A 16,803-nucleotide genomic window follows, 5' to 3' on the forward strand; every position below is an offset into this window, starting at 1 on the left:
ATATCTTTATCTTTTAGGTTTAGCAGAGTCTCTTTAAGTCTCTTTGTAAAACCATCTCCATAGGTAGCATCCAAGTCTCCGTGAGCCGTAAACTGATAGTCGGGAAAAGTAGGTGTTTGCCAGATGATCTTTACTTTTGAACTGTCTATTTTTCCGCTCTTTAGTTCTGAGTCCCAAACTTTAAAGTTAACCGCACCGACTTCATAAGCTCCGCTTTGAACCAAAGCTATAGTCTTAGTATGGTTTCCGGAGTAACCAACCTTAGAAAAAACTTCTGAGGGAGCTTTACCCAGATGCTCACGTATAAAATACTCAGGCATTAATCGCCCGCTTGTTGAGCCTTTTGAACCAAATGTAAATGTCTTGTTTTGTATCTCTTGTGGAAACTCATCGGAGTAATCAAGAGATGTTTTAGTGTTTACTATGATATATGAGCGAAACTCTCTGTCTTGAATACCTTGTGCTATGGCTATGGAGTTTGGAACAATCTGTCTTGCTTTTACACCGCTAAAACCACCGAACCAAGCAAGTTGTACCTGCTTGTTTCTAAAAGCTGCTATGGATGCTGAGTAAGATTTAATAGGTATAAACTTGGCATCTACATCTAACTTTTGTGAGAGATAAACGGCTAGTTTTGAGAAACGCTCTTTTAGTTTTGTCTCATCTTGGTCAGGGATTGCTGAGAATGTAAATGTTTGACTAAACAGACTTGAAACCACTAATAGGCTCATAAGTGTTTTTTTCATGATAACTCCAAAATATTTTTTGAAGCATTAAGTGAGAGTCATAAAATTAGCATAACTTATTTATGTCAAGCCTAAACCTTAGGCAAATGCTCTTTAATAACCTAACTTTATAGGAATAAATATTAATTTTTACTTAAAGAGTAAAATAAATTTTACTCTTTTAATATTACTTTAATTTTATAACTAGTAGAATACATATAACATTAACCTATGGATTAGGTGTACATAAATGTAATAAAATCTTTTACTACACTTCGTACACTTCCTCCATAAAATACTTTAAGGCAAAACATGAATAACGAATCTAAATTAACTAAGTTCGTTCAAGCAGCTGGTTGAGCAGCGAAGATGGGTCCGGGAGATCTAAAACATACAATTCGCTCACTTATACCAGATAATGAAAATGTGCTTGTAGGATTTGAACATAGTGAAGATGCTTCTGTTTTTAAGATAAATGAGAATGAAGCATTAGTCCAAACTGTTGATTTTATTACACCTGTCGTTGATGATCCGTTCGTATATGGAAAAATCGCGGCAGCAAACTCGCTTTCAGATGTATTTGCAATGGGAGCAGAAGTGAAAACTGCTCTGAACATTGTAGGCTTTGATAAAACTAATCATGACTATGAAGTTCTTAGTGAAATACTAAGAGGTGGTAATGAGAAGATAAAAGAGTGCGGTGGTGTTTTAATCGGCGGTCATACTATAGAGTCGTTGGAGATGTACTATGGACTTAGCGTTACAGGGATGATACATCCAAGTCGTGTTCTTAGAAATAATACTCCTAAAATAGGACATGTTTTAGTGCTTACGAAACCTATAGGCATTGGTATCTTAACAACTGCCATCAAGAGAGACCTCCTTAAAACAGATACTACTCTTGAAGCCATAAAAGTTATGGAGACTCTCAACCACTTGCCGTCAAGACTCCTCTCAGAGTATGAAGTAAGTGCTTGTACTGATGTTACAGGTTTTGGTCTACTAGGTCACGCTTATGAGTCTACAAATGAATCTGTGACCCTTAGTATAGATGCTAAGAGTGTTCCGGTTATGGCAGATGCATTTGAGTTGGCAGACAGAGATGTAGTTCCCGGTGGGACTAAGAGAAATATGAAGTATTTAGAAGATAAGGTAACATATGTAGGAGATGCTACAAAGTACGCGCTAATGTTTTGTGATGCACAAACATCGGGTGGATTATTAGTATCTATGAATGAAGATGACGCAAAAGAGTATGTAAAAAGAGTAGAAGATTTGACTTTTGGTTACGCGTGTGTGATTGGTTCTATCATTCCAAGAGGAGATAGACCGATAATAGTGTACTAAGTTTGGTGAGAAGGCGAAGGAATCGAACCTCCCGAGGCGTTTACACAAAAACCTCCAATCAGGGTTGAAACCTGTGGTGCCCACCAGGGTCACATGCCCCCCAAATCTTGTACAACTGAAGTGTACAATAGAAAATATAAAAATAATCTGAAAAAGGGTAAAAATGTTTTTACTAAAATCTATTCCTAAGGTAGACAAGTTTAGCCAGAATGAGAGATTTGATGATTTAGCCTCGTCACTTGTTGTTAGTATCACTCAAGAAGTTCTTCAAAACTTAAGAGAAAACATTTTAAAAAATGAAGTAGAATCTTTCACCGAAGATGAGTTAGTAGATGTTGTTTTACAAAAATACTCCCAGCTTACAAAACCATCTCTGCAAAAGCTAATCAATGCAACGGGTGTGATAGTACATACAAACTTGGGACGAAGCCTTATAGATGAAAAAACATTTGATAAAGTAAAAGATGTAGTTACCAGCTACAACAATCTAGAGTACGATTTAGCCAAAGGTAAAAGAGGGGAGAGATACTCTCATATCTCAGATGTGATTTGCAGACTTCTTGGATGCGAAGATGTTTTAATAGTCAACAACAACGCAAGTGCAGTCTTTTTAATCCTCAATACCTTTGCAAAGAAAAAAGAAGTCATAGTCAGTCGTGGTGAACTTGTAGAGATAGGCGGAAGTTTTAGAATCCCTGATGTGATGAAACACAGTGGAGCAAATCTTGTTGAAGTAGGAGCTACAAACAAAACGCATCTATATGACTATGAAGATGCCATAACTGACAAGACATCAATGCTTATGAAAGTCCATAAATCAAACTACTCTATAGAAGGTTTCAGCTCTGAGGTCGAGTTCAAAGAGCTAATACATCTTGCAAGAGAGAAAAATCTCATAGACTACTACGACATGGGAAGCGGGCATCTTGTTGATCTGCCTTACGGACTTGACCAGCATGAACCATCAGTACTAAAGTATATGCAAGAGAACCCATCACTTCTCAGTTTCTCAGGTGATAAGCTTTTAGGAAGTGTACAAGCCGGAATCATAGTAGGAAAAAAAGAGTACATCGCTAAACTAAAAAAGAATCAGCTCCTCCGTATGCTCAGAGTAGATAAACTTACCCTTGCATTGCTAGAAGAGAGTATAACGTCTGTTTTGCTTAACAAGATAGATGAGATTCCTACGTTGAAGATGCTGTTTACTTCTGTAGAAGAGTTGAGAGAAAATGCTCTATCTTTACAAGAAGCTGTAAGCGATATATGTGAGTCTGAAATCATAGAGACTAAGACAGTCATAGGTGGCGGTACTACTCCAAATAGAACCATTCCAAGCATCGCACTAACTATCAAGATAAAAAACTACAAACAAAACAAGATGGAAAGACTCTTTAGAGAGAGAAAGATAATAGGTCGTATAGAAGACGACAGGTTTTTGCTGGACTTTAGAGCTATACAAAAAAGTGAAATATCCAAAATTATAAACGTAATAAAAGAGATAGCAGATGTCTAACTTTATCATAGGGACATGCGGACATATTGACCATGGTAAAACAGCTCTTATCAAAGCACTTAACGGTTTTGAAGGTGATACTACAAAAGAAGAACAAGAGCGCGGGATAACCATAGACCTTAGCTTTTCAAACATTGCCAAAGATGATAAAAATATAGCTTTTATAGATGTTCCCGGACATGAAAAGCTTGTAAAAAACATGATAGCCGGAGCATTTTCTTTTGACTGTGTACTCATAGTAGTAAGTGCAGTTGAGGGAATAAAACCACAGACAGTAGAGCATCTGGAGATTTTAAATCTGCTTGGTGTAAAAAATGCAGTATTAGTCATTACAAAAAAAGACTTGATAGAGAAGAGTGGGCTGGAGAAAAAACTATTTGAAGTTGAAGAGTTTATCTCCAGATATGACTTTGACTTGAAGTTTAGCATGGGTGTCTCTATTTTTGATGAGGCATCTATAGAGGCTTTAAAAGAGAGACTCTTTACTCTGGATGCAAGTACAAAGATAGAAGAGAACTTCTTTAGATACTATGTAGACAGAGTCTTTAGTGCCAAGGGTGCAGGAACTATTGTGACAGGTACTGTACTTGGAAAACCCATAGAAGTGAATGACAAACTTTTTATCTGTGACATACAAAAAGAATCCAAGATAAAGAACCTGCAAGTCCACGGTGCAGATGCAGCAGTAGCTAATATCTCAAACCGTACAGCTATAAACTTAAGCAACATAGATGCTAAAAATATAAAACGTGGTTTTGTCATAAGTAAAAAAGGCTACCTCAGAGGTTTTGACTCTATAGATATCTCTTTTAAAACGCTCAATGATAAGTTTTTGCATCACAACAGACACTACTCTGTCTATATTGGTTCTAGAAAGATAGATGCCAAGATCTTACTCTTTAACTCAGAGGGCTCTTTAACAGAGGGGTTTGCTTCTATAAAAAGCGAAGAGGATATTTTTAGCATCTACAATGAGAAACTAATCATCAGAGATGGAAACTTTACAGTGGCTGGCGGGGTAGTTTTAAACCCTGTAAGTGACCCTATGAAAAAGTCTCAAAAGTTGCATCTCCTTGAAGCACTAGAAAAAAAAGATATACCAAAAGCATACGCGATTTTACTTTATGCACATAAAAAAGGATTAGGACTTATCTCATCTGCACAAAGGTTTGCTCTCTCACATCAAGAAGCACTCCATAGTGCTAAAGAGTTATATGAAAGCTTCGTGGATGAAAAAGAGCTTATCATTTATCCTTTATCCACAAAAGATACTATTTACGCCAATATTAAAAATATCTACACTAAAAATCAATACGCACTTCTCTCAAATGCTTCTATAAAACTAAGACTAAAATGGGCTAGTGAAGCTTTTATAGAACTGGTTTTAAAAGAACTAGTAGATGAAGGCTTTTTAATAAAAGATGGCAACCTATATAAAAACGCAGATATTACAGAAGATCTTAGAATCTCGCTAGAACAGATAATGTTAAAACGTTTAGAAGAGGAGGGCATATCTCCGACTGCTCCTTACAACATCTACGATGACTTAGACATAGACAGAAAAATGGGTGATAACATACTAAAATCTTTATGTACCAAGAAGCAAGTACTCAGACTTCAACACAATCTTTTCATACATGCAAATAGTTTAAGTAAACTTGTTAATGAAATGAAAGATATTATCAAAAAAGATGGCTATATAGACATAAGAAACTTTAAAGAAAAACATCCACTGAGTAGAAAATATATTATTACTTATCTGGACTATCTGGATAATTTTTCAGAGATTAAAAAACAGGATAATAAGAGAGTTTTTAGTGTAGAGTAGCTTTAGCTACTCCTTTTTTATCTCATCTGCTCTTTGAGTAATAACATCATTATCAACACCTGCAGAGTATTGATACACAAGTTCTCCTCCACTTCTACCTTGATAGAGTGAAACTATTAATAATCCTATTATCAACACAAGGGAAACGTTTTCATAAAAAGATGAATCTTTAGAAATAGCGTACCACTTTACTATAGCAGTAGCTACTAAAGTGGCTACGACCACAAAACCGAATATTTTGTGGTTGTTTAAAGAGCTTATTCCTTCTTGGAGGATACTCTTGTTTTCTATGATTTTTTGCGCATCATCCAAACCACTGATTATTGCGAGAAATGATGCCAGCATCGCAAAACCGACAATTCTAAATGCTGCTTTGGAATAGGCTTTATCTTTTGTAATAAAAAATGTCAGTTGGGAGAACAGAGCGATAACAGGTAAGGCTACTACGAAATGTACAAACGGTGGATGTAATATATTCATTTTTCTTCCTTTTGTTTAGGGCGTAGGAAGATTATAGTATCAAGAAAATTAATACTATATTAAATAATTTTATTAACAACTAATGAATAAAGCTAGAAAGCAAAACTGTCATAAAGTGCCTAATTTCAGAGCTTCTGTGTGATTACTGATATAATTTTATCTTATTTTCTGATTATGTATGTATTCCATCTCCAAAGAGATGGAATGAGAAACTTTTAAATAGTTTAGAGTGGATCGCTAATAGATACCGATTTTCTCTCATGAAAGTTAAAGTGCTTTTCTAAATCTGTTTTAAATAGAAGTACAGGTACAACGATAAGAGATGCTACAACTGCTGCAATAGTTCCAAATATCAGAGCAACACCAAGACCGCCAAATACAGCATCTCCGGCAAGAAGTGTAGAAGCAAGGATAATAGCTGCCGCTGTTAGGAAAATAGGCTTAGCACGAGTTGCTGTTGCGTAAGCGATAGCTTCAGCTTTATGCATACCTTTTTCATCCATAAGTGACTTTGTAAAGTCTATAAGAAGAAGTGAGTTACGAGAACTGATTCCTATTAGTGCGATAAACCCGATGAGAGAAGTCGCAGTCAAGAAGAATGTATCAGCAGTAAACAAATCCATAATCCAGTGACCAACTATTACACCGATGATAGATAGGAAAGATCCTAAAAGAATGATTCCGCTTAGTGTATAACTTTTGTAGTAGATAACCATTAGTAAGAAGATAAGAATAAGCGCAGCTATAAATGCAGCACCAAGCTCAACGAAAGTATCCAGTGTTACTTCCATCTCTCCATCCCATACTATTAGGTAGATGCTTCTAGTAGTTTTATCAGTAAGTCTAAGGTTAAACATACCAGTTTTTTCTATCTCATACTTGTCAGTAAATGTATCAAGAATCACATTTCTTGCATCCATAAGAGGATAAACCTGAGAAAGCATATCTGTCTCAGCCATAACATTTGTCATCTGGTGAAGATTTTTACTCATAATCAATGGATTTGATTTTTTAGGTTCAATAGTCACTAACTCAGTTACCGGCGTCATCATTCCCATTTTATTCATAAGCTTCAAAGATGAAAGTTTAGCTTTTACAGAATTAATATCTTTAGAAGTAAATCTTTTTGAGTCTTGAGAAAGAGATAGGTAGATAGGAATCTGATCATTATAAACATCAGAATTCTTAACAGCTATCTGCATACCTTCAAATGCAAGATATAAAATGTCGTTTAACTGCTTGATGCTTACTCCTGAGCGAGAGACTTTTGTAGAGTCTACTTGAACTTCGAAAGTATCATATATCTCATCTTGCATGATATCTATGTCAACTAAACCCTCAGTCTTTTTAAATACATCTGATATTCTGTTTGATAACTCTCTAATGCCTTTTGCATCCGCTCCGTAAACTTCAGCAACTATAGCTGCTAAAACAGGAGGTCCTGCAGGTGGTTCAACAAAAGATACAACAGTATCAGGATATAGTGACTCACAGTTTTTTACAATAACAGGTCTCATACGCTGAACCATCATATATGAAGGTTCACTTCTATCATGTTTCTTTGTAAGGTTTAAAACAACTTCTGCAACATTTTCAGAGTTCTTAAAGTGTGAACCTTTTATAAGTCCTGCAAAATCAAGAGGAGCACCCATGCCCAAGAAAACTTCAATGTCTAAAACTTCATCTTCTTTTTGGATATATCCTACGATACAGTCAGTTACATTTTTTGTCTGCTCAACTGAGCTTCCGTTTGCAAGTGTTGCATAGATGTTAAAAGTATCGTTATTTTTACCAGGTAGCATCTTCGCTAAAACCATTTTACTTGGAGCTATCATCAGTACAGAAAGTATAAAAGCTATAAGAGTTCCAAAAAGAATAATCTTTCTCTGAGTGCCACTTTGGATGCCATTAAAAACTGCGTCTTCAAATTTCTTAAACATTAGTGACCTCCTTTTTTAGAAAAATCAGGTCTTTTTAGCATTCTAACTGCTAAGTACGGTGTGAATATATATGCAACAAATAGTGAAGCAACAAGAGCTACAGGAACATTAGCCGGAATCGGTTTCATAAACTGACCCATCATTTGACCAACAAACGCCATAGGAACCATAGTCATAATAATGGCTAAAGTCGCGATATTTGTCGGTGGTCCGATTTCATCAGTCGCACGAATCATCAAGTCATCTGCACTACAGTGAGCCGAAGCTACATCGTGATAGTGTCTGTGAATATTTTCAATAACAATAATCGCAGCATCAACTAAAAGACCAAGAGATAGTAAGAATGCAAATAGCGTAATTCTATTGATAGTCTGACCAGTCAGATAAGCTACAAAAAGTGTAATTGCCAAGATGGCAGGTACTGTAAAAGTAACGATAAGAGACTCTCTCCAACCAAGAACAAGAACAAGTAAAATAGCAATGATTACAATAGACAACACAAGGTGAAATACTAGCTCATTTACAGCCTCATTCGCTCTTTCACCATCATTTCTAGTGATAACATAGCTAATACCGTTTTCGTGTAGGTAGCCTTTATATGAAGCTAGTTCTGTCTTTACAGCATCTGCAATAACAACGGCATTTGTACCTTGAAGTTTTGATACTGTCAGAGTAACTTGATCTTGCAGTGGTTTGAACTTACCTGCATCATCTCGTACACTGATTTGAACTGACTTAAAGTTTTGAATATCGTAAGACTTTTCTACTTCTGCCACTTGACTTAAGTAGATAGGAGAACCCATATATTGTGCAACAATAATGTTTCCGATGTCTTTTGAACTCTCAATAGCGTTTTTTACACCAACCATGATGATCTTGTTATCTTTAGTACGATTTTTTACAGCAGGAACACTGTATGAAAGTGACTGTACAGCTTGAACAATCTGTCCCATAGATAGATTGTAACCTGAGAGTTTATGAAGGTCAACATTTATATTAAACTGAGTTTTGTTTCCACCTTTTACCTCTGTTACGGCTACATTATCCAGACCATTTACATGATGTTGGATTTTTTTCACTTTGTTATAAAGTTCTGTCTTACTCATGCTTTTGTCATTTGCGTAAAACGCAACAGATACAACAGGAATATCAACGTCAATATCTAGAGGTTTTATGATAGGGTTCATAGCCCCTTTTGGAAACATGTTTGAGTTTTGCATGATCTTGTCATAGACTTTAAGGTTTGATCCCTCTTTTTCTTCACCGATAAAAAAGGCTGCATTAACGACACCGACATTATCCATAGCAGTACCATAGATATGTTCAACACCCTTTACTTCTTTTAGTTTTCTCTCTAGTGGCTTAACGATTACTTTTTGTATCTCAGCTGCACTAGCTCCAGGAAGAGCTACGATAACCGTAGATCCACTAACAACCATCTGCGGGTTTTCTTCTCTTGGCATAATCATAAGTGCCAGATATCCGATGGCTAGTAAAAATACACCAAGTACGATAGTAAGAGGATTCCTTAGAAATCCTTTTGCTAACTTACCAGCTGAATCAGTTGGTTCATAAGATTTTACTTTAGTCATATTCAGGCCTTAGTTTATTTCAACAGTTGCATACATACCAGGATATACTGATTTGTTATTACTTTTAAATGAAACTTTGATTTTAAAAGTGTGTGTCATAGGGTTTGAACTTGGAATAATAGCAGTAACTTTACCAATGCTTTTAATCTTAAGTGATGGGATATTTACGATAACTTTAGTCCCGTGTTTAATACGACTTAAGTCATTCTCGGCAATTTCAGCAGAGATTTTTAAATCGCTTAAGTCGGAGAGTATGATTGCCGGCATACCTGGCATTGCCATCTCACCAACTTTAATGTTTTTAGCAACTACAACACCAGCATTTGGTGCTTTGATGTTTAAGTATCTATATTGATTTTGAACCTCTTGAAGCCTTGCTTTTGCAATAGATATCATATCTTGAAGGTTGAGTGCTGCTAACTCTAAGTTCTCTACTTCGTATTTAGAAACCATGTCTTTTTCTAAAAGTCTTTTGTATCTGTCTAGGTTTAGTTTTACGTTTGAGTATTGGTTTTGATACATTTGAAGGCTAAGTTCAGACTGTCTTTTTGCTGAGTCAATCTCTCTAGAGTCAATAGAGTAAAGTGTCTGATCTTTAACTACTCTCTCTCCTTCACTTACATTTACTTGTGTTACAAAACCCATAAAACGGCTTGTAATCATTTTTTGGTTATCTGAAATAACACTTCCAGATAGAGTAAGAGTCTCAGCTATAAGTGAAGCTCCCAGTGCTATTAGTATTAAAAGTTTCTTCATTATTTATTTTCTCCGTTTGCTAATTTTTCTAAGGCAAATATACGCTCATTTCTTTTGTTTTGCGTCATTTGCAGTTCTAGTATTTTTTGAATCTGTTCTGATTGTTTAATGATGACATCACTCATAGAAGATAGTTTTTCTCTATATCTACCTTCGTAGTTAGCGTAGATCTCATCTGCAAGAGCAAGCTCTTTTTCTAAAGAAGCTATCTCAGCATCATAAGTCTTTATCTCAGTTCTTATCTTAGCAACTTTTAGTGCTATTCCTTTTTTTGCAAGTTCTACTTGTGTTTTTGTTTTGATGTGTTGGATGCGAGATTTCTCAACATTTGCACTATCAATTCCACCATTGAATATGTTCCAAGTAAGTCTTGCACCAACGGTATATGATTTATGGTCATCAGCTTTTCCTAAAAAAGTATCATCAGCAGTTGCAGCTTCTGCAAAAGCACCGACCATAGGATAGTAAGAAGATTTAGATACATCAACCATGCTTTTACGAACTTCAAGGCCAGTTGAAGCTCTCTGTATATCAAGGTTGTTGCTCAACACATCTTCGTTTGTAAATACTGGCATAGAAACATTAGCAGAGTCAGTAGAGATATTTTCTACTTTTTGATTTAGTAAGAAACTGATGTAATGATAGAGAAGTTTCTGGTTAGATTCCATTTGAAGAATCAATCTTTGTACGTTTCCTTTTTTAGCTTGAACTTCTAATAAGTCCACTTTCTTTGCATATCCAACTTCAATCATTTGTTTGGTCATATTTTCTAGTGTATCAATATTTGTAAGAATTGTATTTAAATTTTTAGTAGAGTTACGAAGTAGAGCCATGTCGTAAAAGCTTTTTCTAACTTGATAGATTTTTTCATTTATAACTTGTTTTTTTTCTAGTTTTTTCATCTTTGTCATTGATTCCATGATATCAACATAACTTGATATTTGAAAACCTGTAAAAAGAGGGACCTCATACTTTAGTTTGCTTTGAAAAAAGTTTCTTGCATCCGGGTAGTTTAAGTTTTTTGGTTGTGTAGCTAGAAGCGTTGCCGAATTTCCTGGCAGTCCGCCCATTTGAGCTAAGAACTCATCAAAACCAAAGTCATTAAAATTTGCTTCTCTCGAAGTAAGTTTAAATCCAAATACATTTCCTGCATCATTTGAGTTCGCGTAGTCTTGCACGAAATCAAGCTTACCCCAATGATTGCCACTAGCGGTTTGAACTTCCGCCTTTGCTGAATCTACATCAAGCGATGCAGTCTTTATCTCTAAGTTTTCTGATTTTAAAATCTCTATAGCCTCATTTAGTGTGAGGGAGTTTGAGACGGTAATATCAGAAGCATTTAGAAGTAGTGCTGTAAGTAGCACACCAACTATTTTTTTCATCCATTTTCCTTGTCTTTTGTCATTATAATAAAATTAAGTTTTTATTATAACATATATTTCTTTTTTATATATCACATTAGAATCAAATTAATAATCTTTTAGGCTATAATAATCAGATGAAACAGATACTGGTAATATTACTTTTTTTTATCTTTATAGACGCTGATAAACTGAAAAATGAACTCTCATATGAAACTTCTCCATGCTTGCAGCAACATATGTCAAACCCTGTCGAGTGCCTATTTTAGGGTGATGAGTTATTTGAAAACAAAGGAATGGCAGAAGTTTTTAACAGATATTTTGTCTGTGCAAAAGTTGACCGTGAAGAGATGCTACACCTTGACAGCTACTATCAATAACTGCATCTAAAGGTCAAAAAAGCAGTCAAATGTTCCTGCATCTGCTATAGTATTTTTGATGCAAAAAGAGGAAGTAGTAATATTAAAAAACACTAAAGAAGCTCTTAAAAGAGATTTCTTAAAGATAAAGAACATTAAATATCTATATGTTTTTATGAAAAAAGAAGGGACAAATTTTGAGTATTTGGCATGTACAATTAGAAGCTGTTTTGCGGTGGAAAAAGAGTTATATAACATTAAAATAAAGATAGAAGAAAAGATAAGAAATTAAAATAATGATGTTTTAAGAATAAGAGACTAAAATTTCGATATATATTATATGAAAGGTTATTCACTTTGTCTTACTCATGTCCCCTTAATTTTGAAAGTGTTGATAGTTATGTAGCTAGATTTGTAGCTCTTATGGTTAGTATTTTACTAATCGCTTATATGATGACGTTTAATGTTTTTATACTATATTTTCTATTTTTTGATTTTATGGTGCGTCTATTTTGTAAAAAAGAGTACTCTCCTATTTTTCATATATCAAGATTTCTTAAAAAACTTTTTAAATTAAAAGATGAGTTTACTGATGGTGGTGCAAAAAGATTAGCCGGATACTTCGGTATTTTCTTTATTCTTATGCTAATAGCGGGAAATAATTTAAATCTTTATTTCTTCTCAATCATAGTATCATTTATATTTTTATCTTGTGCTCTGCTTGAAGCTTTTTTCAGTTACTGTCTTGGATGTAAAATTTATTTTTTAATCAAGAAAATTCACCCTGGCTTTATGAACTAGCTAGAGTGATTTAAGCAGTAGTTGAAGATATTTACGGTTAAATTTATTCACCATTGACTCATCTTTTAGCATCATCTTAATAGCTTCAAAAGATGTATACTGCTTTCTGTGAGGTCTGTTGCTTGTAAGTGCGTCAAAAACATCACTGATAGCTAAAATAGAAGCAAAAACACCTATCTCACCTTGCTCTCGTTTCTCAGGATATCCATTACCATCATATTGTTCATGATGATGTAGTACAGCATCTAAAATATATGGATCATGTATATTGTTTTGTTTTATAATATCAACACTATACGTGACATGCTTTTGAACCTGTTCTAATTCTGCTATTTCAAGTTTTGTGCTTTTATTTATCAAAGACTCATTAATCTTTTTAATACCTAGATCGTGTAAAAGAGCTGCTGCTCCTAACTGTAGAAGCTTTTTAGAGTTTAGCTGAAGGTCATTCCCAAGTTTCATAGCATATACAGCCACATGCAGTGAGTGGTTTGGAAGATTATGCTCATTTATAAAATGAGGAATCGTGTTTTTTAAAAAATTTACATCGTACTTGATTAGGTATAGAATAGATTTAACTATTAGGTTAACACACTCTAAATCAATTTTGTTGTATTTATCTTCAAGGTAGTTGTTAAAGAGTTGTGTATTTATTTTGTAAATAAATCCTATTCTCCTGTCGAGATTGTCTTTGTTGTATTTGATATAATATTTTAGACTCTCACATGTAATGGAAAGCTTCTCTTTGTCTTTTTTAAATATATATAAGCTAGGCTGTTTTTCCAATTTTGCATATAGCGATTGGGATAAATAAGTTCCGGCTTCTATGATGATTATATAATCATTACTCTTTTTTATAAAAACATCAAAAGCTATACTATCACCAACAGATAGTGATTCCAAATCCATCAACGTATAATAATTAACAGTTTTTATTTTTCTTTGTACTACTTTCATATAGTGAAATTATATCACAGAATTTATATAGTTGTTTGTATATAAGGCTAGTTTAGATAAAATAATACTTTAATAAAAAGGCAATAAAATAAATATGCAAACGGTAGTAGACTCCCTAAGAAAAAAAGGGAAAATTTATAAAAAAATGTTAGAGATTGCTCCTAAAGAGTTAGGAATACGCAACAAGATAAAAATGTATAAAGCAACAGATACGACTGGGTACTTCTGGGCTATTTTTGCTGTAAGTCAAAAGAGCAGGCTGCTTATGAAAGACGTGCGTAAATTTGAAGAGATATATGCAAAGCTGGTGATTTTTTTCGGACATAACTTCAAACACAAGATAATCTTTATAGATGCTCCTTTATGTTCCAAAGCAAAAGAAGCCTTTAAAAGCCAAGGCTGGAAAATTCAGTAATGCTTCTATGTGACATAGGTAACACTTCATACCACTTCTTAGAGGCTGAGAGAGACTATAAAAAAGATACACTCAGCTTTGATCCCGTAACGATAAAAGAAGAAGTCAACTATATCTGTGTAAATCCAAAAATAAAAACAATTTTAAAAGACCTGCCAAACTGGATAGACTTATCAACAAAACTGGATATGGGTAAATACTATGAGACTATGGGTGTTGACAGGATGGTTGCATCTGAAGCTATTGAGAATGGAATCATCATAGATGCCGGAAGTGCCGTAACTGTAGACATTGTAAAAGACGGTTTGTTTCAAGGTGGTTTTATCTACCCCGGACTTAATGCCATGAGTAAGACTTACAAAGATATCTCTTCTGCACTTGAATATCCATTTAACTTTAATATTGACTTAAACAGACTACCGAAGAACTCTACAGATGCCATAACATACGGCTATCTTAAAACACTTTACGCTGAAGTAACTTCTCATAATATGAACATCATCTTAACAGGCGGAGATGCAAAAGAGTTTGCAAAAATCTTTCCAGATGCTGAGGTAGATGAGAATTTGATTTTTAAGGGAATGAAGAAGATTCTCATGCACTCATAAAACTTTGAGCTACATTTAGATAAAATGCGAAAAATAATAATATATACAAGGGCATAAAATGCTAACAGTTGCACTTCCAAAAGGTCGTATTGCTAAAGAGACTTTAGAAATATTTGAGACTATATTTGGTGACAGTTTTAAGTTTGATGATAGAAAGCTCATCCTAGATACTCCAGATTTCCGTTTTTTACTTGTAAGAAACCAAGATGTTGCTACTTATGTTTATCATCAAGCTGCTGATATCGGTGTAGTAGGACTTGATACTTTAGAAGAGCAGGGACTTGATGTTATTCGTCTTCTTGATCTTAGACGCGGTGTATGTAAAGTTTCTATCGGTATGAGAAACGGTGAGAAACTTGACCTTAATAAGCCTGACTTAAAAGTAGCGTCTAAGATGGTTAACATCACTAAGCGTTACTTTGAAGAGCGTGCGGTCTCAGTAGATATCATTAAACTTTACGGTTCTATAGAACTTGCTCCGATTATTGGACTTGCTGACATGATCGTTGATGTTGTTGAGACAGGTGCTACTATGAAACAAAACGGTTTATCAGTAGTTGAAGATATTATGACTTCATCTACTTACCTTATTGCTAACAAAAACAGCTACATCGCTAAAAAAGATGAAGTTTTAGATATCTATGAAAAAATAAACAAAATCATCAAAGCAGAGCAAAACGCTTAATGACAGACCACATGACTAATTTGGACCTATACGCAAAAGCTGAACACCTTCTAGGCATCGAAGAAGCTACAGAAGCACTTTATGACCTTTACCGATCAGAACTTGATGATTATAAAATAAAAACTCTTTTAGACGTTGGTTGTGGCCGCGGCGGTTTTATGCAGCGTATGATCAGTGACGGTGTAGAGTGTAAGGGTGTTGATCTTAGCTCTGTTATGGTTGAAGAGTGTAAAGCTAAAGGATTGGATGCCGAGTGTATAGATGTGGCGGATGTTGATGGTAAGTATGACGCTGTTGTGTCTATCTTTGATGTTTTAAACTTTATGGATAAAGACGCACTTATTAAGTTTCTTGACGGGGTTGCGTCAAAGCTAAATGACGATGGAATCTTTATAGCGGATATCAATACTCTTTATGGTTTTAGTGATGTCGCAGAAGGTACTATGAGTGCTGAGAACGACAAAGAGTTTTTAGTCGTAGATGCTGAGTTTGCAAATGATGAACTTAATACACAATTTACGCTTTTTGAAAAAACTGACGGTAAGTACATAAAACATCAAGATACTATCATCCAACACTTCCATAAAATAAAAACTTTTCAAAACCTTACAAACTTGAAGCTTATAGACAAGCAGACTTTCTCTCTTTATGACACTGAGGATAAGACACTACTTATCTTTAAAAAGAAATAGTAATATATTAAACTGTTATACTACTAGGATAATATAAATTCCGGAGAGTAGTATGGAGTTGATCCCAGTACAAAACTTCCTTTTTTTACTTATTCCATTAGCCGTTATCTGGTACTACTATCGTAAATGGGTAGATGATTCAACAGAGGTAATCTACGCAACCATTCGTATGGTCATACAGCTCCTTTTCATTGGTTATGTCCTTATCTACATCTTTGAAAATGACTCTTGGTATATAGGACTTTTTATAGTTTTAGTCATGATATCTATGTCTAGTTATATAGTGATGAGAAACATTCAAAAAATCGGCATTCACTCATACTTTATAATATTCTTTGCCATAGCTGTCGGTGGAACAATAAACCTTGTTCTAGTCATAGAATTTATCTTTGAACTAACTCCTTTTTATGAGCCTAGATATGTTATACCGATTGCCGGGATGATATATGCAAACTCTATGATATCTGTCTCACTTGCAGCTGAGAGGTATGAAAAAGAAGTAATGACATCATCTCCACATGAAGCCCTAAAGGATACTTTTAAAGCTTCTATGATTCCAGTTATAAACTCATTTTTAGCAGTTGGTATAGTTTCACTTCCTGGTATGATGACAGGACAGATTCTTTCAGGAGTGGATCCTTTAGTAGCTGTAAGATACCAGATAGTAGTAATGGCGATGATTTTTGGAAGCGCAGGTATCAGTGTTATTGTGTACCTAAAGATGATATCAAAAAAGGCTTGATT

Annotated in this window: 17 protein-coding genes, 1 tRNA gene and 1 pseudogene; 11 read left to right on the plus strand and 8 right to left on the minus strand. The window is 34.6% G+C overall.

Translation table 11 applies throughout. The features are described 5' to 3' along the window. The coding region (locus tag ABZC13_RS11370; RefSeq protein WP_373003761.1) for a putative selenate ABC transporter substrate-binding protein at positions 1-746 on the minus strand (746 nt) is incomplete at its 3' end. A gap of 291 nt (positions 747-1,037) precedes the next feature. On the opposite strand from ABZC13_RS11370, the gene selD reads away from it, so the two are divergent. Continuing rightward, positions 1,038-2,072 (plus strand): selenide, water dikinase SelD, encoded by a 1,035-nt coding sequence (gene selD / locus ABZC13_RS11375; protein WP_373003764.1) that lies wholly within the window; start codon positions 1,038-1,040, stop codon positions 2,070-2,072. 3 nt (positions 2,073-2,075) lie between these two features. On the opposite strand, the gene ABZC13_RS11380 is transcribed toward selD, so the two are convergent. After that, positions 2,076-2,174: transfer RNA gene (locus ABZC13_RS11380), tRNA-Sec, on the minus strand. A gap of 61 nt (positions 2,175-2,235) precedes the next feature. Here ABZC13_RS11380 and selA point away from each other — a divergent pair. After that, positions 2,236-3,585, plus strand: coding sequence for an L-seryl-tRNA(Sec) selenium transferase (gene selA / locus ABZC13_RS11385; protein WP_373003767.1), 1,350 nt, complete (start codon positions 2,236-2,238; stop codon positions 3,583-3,585). Next, positions 3,578-5,413 (plus strand): selenocysteine-specific translation elongation factor, encoded by a 1,836-nt coding sequence (gene selB, locus ABZC13_RS11390; RefSeq protein ID WP_373003770.1) that lies wholly within the window; start codon positions 3,578-3,580, stop codon positions 5,411-5,413. Before selA ends, selB begins: the two co-directional genes overlap by 8 nt. Positions 5,414-5,419: 6 nt before the next feature. Here the strand turns inward: selB and ABZC13_RS11395 are convergent, their stop codons facing one another. The 5 genes from ABZC13_RS11395 to ABZC13_RS11415 all read right to left on the minus strand — a co-directional run bounded on the left by ABZC13_RS11395 (position 5,420) and on the right by ABZC13_RS11415 (position 11,563). Continuing rightward, positions 5,420-5,893: a DUF2231 domain-containing protein gene (locus ABZC13_RS11395; protein ID WP_373003773.1), complete on the minus strand. Its 474-nt coding sequence runs from the start codon at positions 5,891-5,893 to the stop codon at positions 5,420-5,422. A gap of 224 nt (positions 5,894-6,117) precedes the next feature. After that, a complete protein-coding gene (locus ABZC13_RS11400; RefSeq protein ID WP_373003776.1) occupies positions 6,118-7,833 on the minus strand; it encodes an efflux RND transporter permease subunit in 1,716 nt (571 codons plus the stop codon). Beyond that, positions 7,833-9,425 carry an efflux RND transporter permease subunit gene (locus ABZC13_RS11405; protein ID WP_373003779.1) on the minus strand — a complete coding sequence of 531 codons (1,593 nt, stop codon included), beginning with the start codon at positions 9,423-9,425 and terminating at the stop codon, positions 7,833-7,835. Before ABZC13_RS11405 ends, ABZC13_RS11400 begins: the two co-directional genes overlap by 1 nt. Before the next feature lie 9 nt (positions 9,426-9,434). After that, positions 9,435-10,181: an efflux RND transporter periplasmic adaptor subunit gene (locus ABZC13_RS11410; RefSeq protein WP_373003782.1), complete on the minus strand. Its 747-nt coding sequence runs from the start codon at positions 10,179-10,181 to the stop codon at positions 9,435-9,437. After that, positions 10,181-11,563 carry a TolC family protein gene (locus ABZC13_RS11415; RefSeq protein WP_373003786.1) on the minus strand — a complete coding sequence of 461 codons (1,383 nt, stop codon included), beginning with the start codon at positions 11,561-11,563 and terminating at the stop codon, positions 10,181-10,183. The genes ABZC13_RS11410 and ABZC13_RS11415 overlap by 1 nt, the downstream gene beginning before the upstream one ends. Before the next feature lie 266 nt (positions 11,564-11,829). On the opposite strand from ABZC13_RS11415, the pseudogene ABZC13_RS11420 reads away from it, so the two are divergent. From ABZC13_RS11420 to ABZC13_RS11430, 3 genes and pseudogenes are all read left to right on the plus strand, one after another. Then, positions 11,830-11,922: pseudogene (locus ABZC13_RS11420) on the plus strand (hypothetical protein); the annotation flags it as partial. Positions 11,923-11,980: 58 nt separating this feature from the next. Beyond that, positions 11,981-12,193, plus strand: coding sequence for a hypothetical protein (locus tag ABZC13_RS11425; RefSeq protein WP_373003789.1), 213 nt, complete (start codon positions 11,981-11,983; stop codon positions 12,191-12,193). A gap of 65 nt (positions 12,194-12,258) precedes the next feature. Continuing rightward, positions 12,259-12,702 carry a DUF4395 domain-containing protein gene (locus ABZC13_RS11430; RefSeq protein ID WP_373003792.1) on the plus strand — a complete coding sequence of 148 codons (444 nt, stop codon included), beginning with the start codon at positions 12,259-12,261 and terminating at the stop codon, positions 12,700-12,702. On the opposite strand, the gene ABZC13_RS11435 is transcribed toward ABZC13_RS11430, so the two are convergent. Then, positions 12,703-13,659 (minus strand): HD-GYP domain-containing protein, encoded by a 957-nt coding sequence (locus ABZC13_RS11435; protein WP_373003795.1) that lies wholly within the window; start codon positions 13,657-13,659, stop codon positions 12,703-12,705. 94 nt (positions 13,660-13,753) lie between these two features. Here ABZC13_RS11435 and ABZC13_RS11440 point away from each other — a divergent pair, with 94 nt between their 5' ends. Genes ABZC13_RS11440 through ABZC13_RS11460 form a run of 5 tightly spaced genes read left to right on the plus strand, consistent with a single transcriptional unit; the run spans position 13,754 to position 16,801 of the window. After that, positions 13,754-14,074 (plus strand): hypothetical protein, encoded by a 321-nt coding sequence (locus ABZC13_RS11440; RefSeq protein ID WP_373003798.1) that lies wholly within the window; start codon positions 13,754-13,756, stop codon positions 14,072-14,074. Then, positions 14,074-14,682 (plus strand): type III pantothenate kinase, encoded by a 609-nt coding sequence (locus ABZC13_RS11445; RefSeq protein WP_373003801.1) that lies wholly within the window; start codon positions 14,074-14,076, stop codon positions 14,680-14,682. Before ABZC13_RS11440 ends, ABZC13_RS11445 begins: the two co-directional genes overlap by 1 nt. 58 nt (positions 14,683-14,740) lie before the next feature. Then, positions 14,741-15,367 carry an ATP phosphoribosyltransferase gene (hisG, locus tag ABZC13_RS11450; protein WP_373003805.1) on the plus strand — a complete coding sequence of 209 codons (627 nt, stop codon included), beginning with the start codon at positions 14,741-14,743 and terminating at the stop codon, positions 15,365-15,367. Between the two features lie 11 nt (positions 15,368-15,378). Next, the gene (locus ABZC13_RS11455) at positions 15,379-16,059 is read left to right on the plus strand and encodes a class I SAM-dependent methyltransferase (RefSeq protein ID WP_373003809.1); all 681 of its coding nucleotides are present in this window, start codon (positions 15,379-15,381) and stop codon (positions 16,057-16,059) included. Between the two features lie 52 nt (positions 16,060-16,111). Further along, a complete protein-coding gene (locus tag ABZC13_RS11460) occupies positions 16,112-16,801 on the plus strand; it encodes an ABC transporter permease (protein WP_373003811.1) in 690 nt (229 codons plus the stop codon). Positions 16,802-16,803: the final 2 nt, after the last annotated feature.

It is taken from the genome of Sulfurimonas sp., from assembly GCF_041563035.1.
Lineage (GTDB): Bacteria > Campylobacterota > Campylobacteria > Campylobacterales > Sulfurimonadaceae > Sulfurimonas.

Excerpts from the sequence above, each read along its gene's own strand:
- selA (WP_373003767.1), top strand. The coding sequence starts at position 2,236 with ATGTTTTTACTAAAATCTATTCCTAAGGTAGACAAGTTTAGCCAGAAT.
- selB (WP_373003770.1), top strand. The coding sequence starts at position 3,578 with ATGTCTAACTTTATCATAGGGACATGCGGACATATTGACCATGGTAAA.
- ABZC13_RS11395 (WP_373003773.1), bottom strand. The coding sequence starts at position 5,893 with ATGAATATATTACATCCACCGTTTGTACATTTCGTAGTAGCCTTACCT.
- ABZC13_RS11400 (WP_373003776.1), bottom strand. The coding sequence starts at position 7,833 with ATGTTTAAGAAATTTGAAGACGCAGTTTTTAATGGCATCCAAAGTGGC.
- ABZC13_RS11405 (WP_373003779.1), bottom strand. The coding sequence starts at position 9,425 with ATGACTAAAGTAAAATCTTATGAACCAACTGATTCAGCTGGTAAGTTA.
- ABZC13_RS11410 (WP_373003782.1), bottom strand. The coding sequence starts at position 10,181 with ATGAAGAAACTTTTAATACTAATAGCACTGGGAGCTTCACTTATAGCT.
- ABZC13_RS11415 (WP_373003786.1), bottom strand. The coding sequence starts at position 11,563 with ATGAAAAAAATAGTTGGTGTGCTACTTACAGCACTACTTCTAAATGCT.
- ABZC13_RS11425 (WP_373003789.1), top strand. The coding sequence starts at position 11,981 with ATGCAAAAAGAGGAAGTAGTAATATTAAAAAACACTAAAGAAGCTCTT.
- ABZC13_RS11435 (WP_373003795.1), bottom strand. The coding sequence starts at position 13,659 with ATGAAAGTAGTACAAAGAAAAATAAAAACTGTTAATTATTATACGTTG.
- ABZC13_RS11440 (WP_373003798.1), top strand. The coding sequence starts at position 13,754 with ATGCAAACGGTAGTAGACTCCCTAAGAAAAAAAGGGAAAATTTATAAA.
- ABZC13_RS11445 (WP_373003801.1), top strand. The coding sequence starts at position 14,074 with ATGCTTCTATGTGACATAGGTAACACTTCATACCACTTCTTAGAGGCT.
- hisG (WP_373003805.1), top strand. The coding sequence starts at position 14,741 with ATGCTAACAGTTGCACTTCCAAAAGGTCGTATTGCTAAAGAGACTTTA.
- ABZC13_RS11455 (WP_373003809.1), top strand. The coding sequence starts at position 15,379 with ATGACTAATTTGGACCTATACGCAAAAGCTGAACACCTTCTAGGCATC.
- ABZC13_RS11460 (WP_373003811.1), top strand. The coding sequence starts at position 16,112 with ATGGAGTTGATCCCAGTACAAAACTTCCTTTTTTTACTTATTCCATTA.